Below are 6,308 nucleotides of genomic sequence, written 5' to 3'. Positions count from 1 at the left end.
CTCTTTTCGGTCACTTGATTGACTGCTTGGATTTTGAATTCTTCGGGGTAACGCGGGTTGCTCATGGCACCTCCTAATTGGCCTCAGTTTAAGGCAAAGAGGTGTCTACGAAACCCGGGGCGATTCAATGTGCTGGTACGACTACCGACGGTGAACGTCAGTGCTCTGGCCTAGCTGCTGCAGCACAGCTGGGTATCCGCCGGCTAGGTGTAATGCCCGCTGGCTTACGAACCGGGTGAAAAATGGCGAAACTGTTACTCTTCAACTGTGCTACATTGTATGTCGCATGAGGAGTTTCAAATATGTCGATCAAGCCCACTACGACAATACGCATCGACCTAGACGTCAAGAGATGCGCCGGCGAGGTGTTCGACTCGATTGGCATCAGCATGTCCGCCGCAATTAATAGTTTTCTTAAAGCGGTGGTTCGCGAGGGCACCATGCCATTTGATATGAAAATAGAACGTCCAAAACTAGACTCTAAATCCGGAAATGCGACACTCAATCATGCGTTTATCGTCAAGAAGGATGAGTTCTATACGCAGTATGAGGACGTCGCTAGAGAAATGGTGAAGCATCGAGAGCAACTAAAGGGAAAGACCATACTTTGTAACTGTGATGACCCTTTTGAATCGGCCTTCTTCCGGTTCTTTGTGCTTCATTTCAACAACATCGGGCTAGCGGGGCTGACATCCACATGCTACGCGAGCTCTCCAATCGCAGGGCAGGAGTATCCACTAGAGGGGGGGCCGGGCGCCTACAAGGCGGTAGTAACCGAAGTACCTGACGAAACGCTTGTGAGGCCAGACGGTTCGCTGGATTTAGAGTCCTTGTTTGCTATGCCAGGCAACTCCCTAGTGTATCTTGCAGGTGATGGCGATTTTCGGTCCGACGAATGCGAAGCTTTGCTTGAGGGCGCAGATGTAGTGGTCACCAATCCACCCTTCAGCCTCTTCCGCGAGTACATTAGCCTGCTGGAGCGTCACGAAAAGTATTTCATTATCCTTGGAAACATGAATGCTGTGACGTACAGGGAGGTTTTTCCCCTCTTTCGTGACGATAAAGTCTGGTATGGGGAATCCATACGCTCCGGGGATCGTAAATTTTATGTGCCTGATAGCTACCCGCTAAACGCGGCTGGCTGTGGTATAGACGAGAGAGGGCGACGCTTCATCCGGGTGAAGGGCGTACGCTGGTTTACCAACTTGGACACTAGCAGGCGGCACGATCCCATAGTATTGACTCGACGATATACGCCGGAAGAGTACCCACATTACGAGAACTACGATGCTATCGACGTTGGGCGCACCCAAAATATTCCTATCGACTACGACGGGATCATGGGCGTGCCGATCACTTTCCTAGACAAATACAGTCCTGATCAGTTCGAGATCGTTATGCTTGCCAACGGTAACGCGCGCAGCAACGTACCTGCTAAGACTCTTGCAAGGGTTGGGTATCGTCCGCATCCTGAGGACAAGGGAGGTGTCGGTATCATAAACGGTCGGCGCGTATATGTAAGAATTCTGATCCGCAGGAAATCCTCATGAGCTGTGTAATGCGCGTACCTTGCGCATATCAGGGCGGCAAGCAGCGCGTAGCGGCTCAGATCGTCGACCATCTGCTCAAGGCCGCCCCAGGGCCGGACTCGCGATTCTACGACCTGTGCTGCGGATCTGGCGCGGTGTCAATCGAGCTGGTTAACAGAGGGGTCGATCCATCACGCATTTGGATGCTCGACATCAGCTCTTGGGGGGCCTTCTGGTCAGCGATTGGATCCGGTATGTTCAATATGGACGTGTTTGATCGATTTTTGTCAGAGCTGCCGATTGATAAGCGCGATCTTAAGGCTCACATGTTGTCGTTATCGGCGCTCCCGGTAGGTGACCATGAGGTAGAATTTTATCCGGTACTTCAGGCCTGCTCCTTTGGTGGAAAGCAAATTTTTCGCAACGGAGAACGTTGGGCGAATGCGTGCTTTCGGGACTACTGGGAACCAACCGCGACTAGCATACGCCGCAGCCCTGCGAATCCAATGCAACCCTCTTCAGCCGAGCTGCGTCGCAGAATCGATGCGCTCGTGACTGGAATGAAAGGAGTGACCTGTCTCAACATGGATATCATGACGATCCTAAGTGACCCCTTTCCCAGCAATGCTGTCGTGTATATAGACCCGCCATATCAAAGCACGACAAGGTATGCGTTCAGCTTCGATGTAACATCGTTCATAAACCGCTTTCGCGAAGCAAACCAGGTCCCTTTGTTCGTTTCCGAAGGAGCTCCGTTGAGTGACAACGCTGTGATGCTCAAGTTCGGGGGAGCAAACGGCGGCATTAGCGGAATTCGGAAAGTGAAACACCAGGAATGGCTAAGTCGCCTCTAGAGCAGGCCAAGCTGCCTAGCTTGATTTGTTCTCCCGTTTCGGGCCGTGATTCTTGAAACTTCCCGGAAGTTTTCAAGCTCAGACTCTGGAAATACAGACATAAAGTAGTAATCATCCTGAATCTTAGCAAAGGTAATTATCTTGAATTGCAAGTAGAGCAGTAGCTCACCTTTGGCACCATAGCGCTCAGCTTCGGCAGTGTTAAGGTCTTTAAAAGTTTCGGTAATCTTAACTTTAGAAGAGTTTTCGCCTTTTATTTGGAGTCTCCACGTACCATTTGCCTTTTCTCCATCAGGAAAGAGTATGGTGTTGCCTGCGTAGTCAACCCCCTCGAAGTTAATGGTAATATCTTTACCCTTAGCAGTATCTGTAGGATTTAGACCAAAAAACATGACCCCGCCTTGCATGAACCCTGGTTCGCCAAGATCAAAATAGGTCCCTGTGGGGTCCCCGCTCTCAACCAGAGACTTCATTGACAGATCAAGGATATTTCGTGATCCGCCAGTCATCTTCCTGGTTTCAAACCAAATAGTCTGATCCGCATCACTTTGGGGTGGTGAGATAGGACTTGCTGGGGCAGCGAATACCGAGGCCGCTTTCTTGCTCTTCGGTATGGTAAGGCGAGGTAGCTTTGCAGGGGCACCGTCACCGAATAGACGCCCCAGAGCTCCATCCTGTGTGGCAGCTTTCGCTCGGCGTATTTGCTCGATCGCTTCGTTAAAGATGTAGCCGTTTTGGAGGAGCTTATGTATGTCGTCTTGTGCGCCTATCGACATGAATGAGTCTTTGAGTAAGGTTAGATTCTCGATGTAGTCATCCAACCCCTTCAGTATTTTCACGTCATTGGCCCCCGATCCATCTACCGGGATGAGTACTGAGCTTTCGAAGTTAGTCCACAGGCCGCCTCCGGTCAAATTGTGTGAGCCAACCACTAACAGTCCCTTGTCCTTACCCACAAATTGGTAGATTTTTGGATGGAATGTTTGGCCTGTTTCAGAGTGGACAACATTCAACGAATCAGTATGAAGTAGCAAAGCTGTAAGAGCTTCGTACGACGTCCCGCCTAGGTCGACGCCGACGTAAACATTTACCTTCCCCCCCTGTTTTCTGAACCTTTCGAGCGAGTCCTTGATTCTGAGAACGCCGCTGTTCTTTGCGAAGGCGACCGCGATGTTCAGGGTGTGATAGTCCGATGAGTCGAGCAGCTCGATCAAACGGTTTCCAAGCTGCCCGGTAAAGGGCTGGTTCATAAGCTCCATTAATTTCTCCTTTGAATGAGCGTTCTGGGCGTCACTAGATGGTGTCAGACGTCTGCGCGGTGCGGTATTTGGGGAAGGTCGAGCAGACTCAGAATTGTTGGCCGGCATCAGCCACTATTTTACGGGTGCGAATAACTAGAACGTTACCGCATTTCGGGCATTTCCGATTGGCTGTTTTTTAGGTTTTGCACGTGCTCGCGGTGGTAGGTATGCGCATCCAGTTGCCAGTGAGCAAACAGCCGCAGCAAGAGTTCGCAGCCATCACCCATGGCCCAAGGCGACTTTAATCGCGTGATGTGCAGCATGGGTGGAATAAACCAGCTCAGCATGTCCCATGACCTGCACGATAATCGGCGTGAAATCCATTTCTAAACTATCCAAAATATTTAGATAATCTGGATAGTACTGAAATTAAGAGTAATTGAGCGAGACTATTGAACTGCCCCTTATGCGCTAACTCGTACCGCAAGTCAGCGATAGGTAGCGTTTCGGCCATAGCCTCTTCATAGAGCGCTTCAAGGTACTCTTGCATGGCACGGGTGCTTTAACCAAGCCGGCGTCCATGCGGCGATCCAGCACTTCATTGAACAACCAGTGAAACAGATCGCTGCCCCGAAAACGGCCGTGTCGGTTCTTGGAAAACGTCGACTGATTAGGGACTTCATCTTCAAGGCACCATCGGCAAACCAGCGATACGCCAGGTTCAAACAGGCTTCTTCGCACAACCGCCGCTCGGAGCGAATGCCGTAGCAATAACCCACGATCAGCATGCGGGTCATCAGCTCAGGATCATCGACGGACGTCCAATCGGGCTATAGAAGTCGGCGAGGTAATTCCGAAAGTCGCTCAGATCGAGACACGAATAAATGCTGCGCAGAAAATGATTGGCTGGGGTGTGATCTTCAAGGTTGAACGAGTAAAACAAGCGCCCCTGCCCACTCGATAACTGTGCCACGCTGTCTGGTCCCCCCGCCGACCAATGCTGAGATTCTGCCGAAGGTCAGAAAGGGGATCTACTTTTTCAACAGACCCGGCCAGTTTCTGCCACTCACCACCTTCAGCCTCTTATTAAGCGTAACTCATAGATGAGAACCAAGGGTGTAAAATCGATTACAAGCGACGGGCCAGAGCATGGCTATCTCGTGAGGTATTCCAATTGGTATTCCAATCAAAATAGAAAAATAAATTTAATGATAATAATTAATGAGATAGAACATCAATTCAGATTACCCCGGCCCACCAAACGAAGCACCAACAAAGCCCGCCTTGTGCGGGCTTTGTTGTTTCTGGCCTTAACGTTCCGCCACCATCGCCAACCGCCCCTCCCCGCTTTCACGGACCGAGCATTGGTTGCCCCAAAGCAGCGTTAAGTCTCTTTCTATTGTGCGAACTTTCCTAGAAACTCCTAGCCGCTTGCGCCTGGTGTACCCGCTGGCTAGCCTCGCTCTGTCACTGCACATTCAGTGACCGGGTTTAGCAGCCCGCAATCGATTAGGCGCACAGCGCCGTCATTCACGTGGCGTTTTTTTGGGCTCCGTTTTATGGCGGCCGTGCGCAGGGCATCTTCGGGTGCGCCGGGTTCCTAATCGACCGGTACTGCTAACCTGCGAACGGCCGCCACCCCATCGTTTAGCAGCGACGGTGAAGGCTCCTACCATCGATTAGGAGTTACGCCATGAAAAAGCTCGTCCCCGATCCGCCCCTCACAGCTGCCCAGCGCGGCAGAAACCCCGAACACGATCTGGCCAATCAGCAGATCCGGCAAAAACTGTCACTTCAGCCTCCCGATGCCTCTCTGATCCAGTCACTGAAAAAAACCATCAGCACCCCAGTAAGTCGCGACTCCTTGTTCTCGGTACGCGGCGGCATCAGCGCCGAAGAAGCCCTGCTCCACGTCTCCCTGCTGCTGAAAAGCGCCGAAGAAGTCTCCGATGAAATCACCGAGCGCGGCAGCGGCATCGAGCGCGGCCTGATCTGGTCCCTGGTGCACTCGGTGGAGATGGCCCGGGCCGTGGTGGATGCCCTGCTCGATGGCAGTCGCCACAGGCCATCGCTGAAGTAGAACGCGCCACGAATGCACGGCGCGGCAGCACAATCCGCCGCGCTGTTGCTTGATGATCAGGGGCTTCAGCGCTCCGACATCACCACCATCACCTCCGCATCCTCCTCCCCTTCCGCCAGGTAGATATGGCCGACACTGCTGTTGAAGTAGGCCGTCTCCTGTGGGCCAATGCTCACCGCTTCCCCGGTCTTGAACTGAATCCGCACGCGGCCCGACAGCACCAGGGCGAATTCCTGCCCGGGGTGGCGGATGTAATCCTCGAACTGCTGCAGCTCGCGGGCAAAGATCCGCGCGTACATGGGGGTCATACTGCGCCCGGGAAAATCGCCGGCCATGGGGTGGTAGTCGTAGTTGCCGGTGCTGTAGCCGGGGGCGTCGGCGATGGTGGTGCTGACCACGGTCGGTTGCACCTGGGCGCTGCGGGTCTGGATCGGGTTCGGCGCCGGGGTGAACAGTTGAGCGATGTCGACACCCAGGGCGCGGGCTGCGGCGGCAAGTTTTGCGTAGCTGACCGAGACCTGGGCCAGTTCCATTTTCGACAGGGTCGACAGCGCCACGCCGGAGCGTTCCGAGAGCTGTTTGAGGGTCAGCTCGTCCTATGGAC

Annotated in this window: 5 protein-coding genes and 2 pseudogenes; 3 read left to right on the top strand and 4 right to left on the bottom strand. The window is 53.0% G+C overall.

Annotated elements, in window-relative coordinates; all coding sequences use genetic code 11:
- Window positions 1-302: 302 nt before the first annotated feature.
- On the top strand, window positions 303-1,550 hold the full coding sequence (locus GV818_RS25855; RefSeq protein WP_072448335.1) for a type II toxin-antitoxin system RelB/DinJ family antitoxin: 1,248 nt from the start codon (window positions 303-305) through the stop codon (window positions 1,548-1,550).
- Window positions 1,547-2,383, top strand: coding sequence for a hypothetical protein (locus GV818_RS25850; RefSeq protein WP_161777871.1), 837 nt, complete (start codon window positions 1,547-1,549; stop codon window positions 2,381-2,383). Before GV818_RS25855 ends, GV818_RS25850 begins: the two co-directional genes overlap by 4 nt.
- Here GV818_RS25850 and GV818_RS25845 read toward each other — a convergent pair.
- From GV818_RS25845 to GV818_RS25835, 3 genes and pseudogenes are all read right to left on the bottom strand, one after another.
- Window positions 2,380-3,642, bottom strand: coding sequence for a phospholipase D family protein (locus GV818_RS25845; RefSeq protein ID WP_161777870.1), 1,263 nt, complete (start codon window positions 3,640-3,642; stop codon window positions 2,380-2,382). The genes GV818_RS25850 and GV818_RS25845 overlap by 4 nt on opposite strands.
- A gap of 191 nt (window positions 3,643-3,833) precedes the next feature.
- Window positions 3,834-4,008 (bottom strand): annotated as a pseudogene (locus tag GV818_RS35145) (nuclease); the annotation flags it as partial.
- A gap of 112 nt (window positions 4,009-4,120) precedes the next feature.
- A pseudogene (locus tag GV818_RS25835) lies at window positions 4,121-4,597 on the bottom strand (transposase); the annotation flags it as partial.
- Between the two features lie 720 nt (window positions 4,598-5,317).
- Between GV818_RS25835 and GV818_RS25830 the strand changes: the two are divergent.
- Complete coding sequence (locus GV818_RS25830; protein ID WP_161777869.1) at window positions 5,318-5,704, top strand: DUF6124 family protein; 387 nt, start codon at window positions 5,318-5,320, stop codon at window positions 5,702-5,704.
- A gap of 65 nt (window positions 5,705-5,769) precedes the next feature.
- Here the strand turns inward: GV818_RS25830 and GV818_RS25825 are convergent, their stop codons facing one another.
- Window positions 5,770-6,294 (bottom strand): cupin domain-containing protein, encoded by a 525-nt coding sequence (locus tag GV818_RS25825; RefSeq protein ID WP_161777872.1) that lies wholly within the window; start codon window positions 6,292-6,294, stop codon window positions 5,770-5,772.
- Window positions 6,295-6,308: the final 14 nt, after the last annotated feature.

The sequence above is a fragment of the Pseudomonas sp. Fl4BN1 genome, assembly GCF_009908285.1.
Taxonomy (GTDB): Bacteria; Pseudomonadota; Gammaproteobacteria; order Pseudomonadales; family Pseudomonadaceae; genus Aquipseudomonas.
The sequence above is the reverse complement of the archived record's forward strand: the minus strand, read 5'-3'. Positions and strand labels throughout refer to the sequence as shown.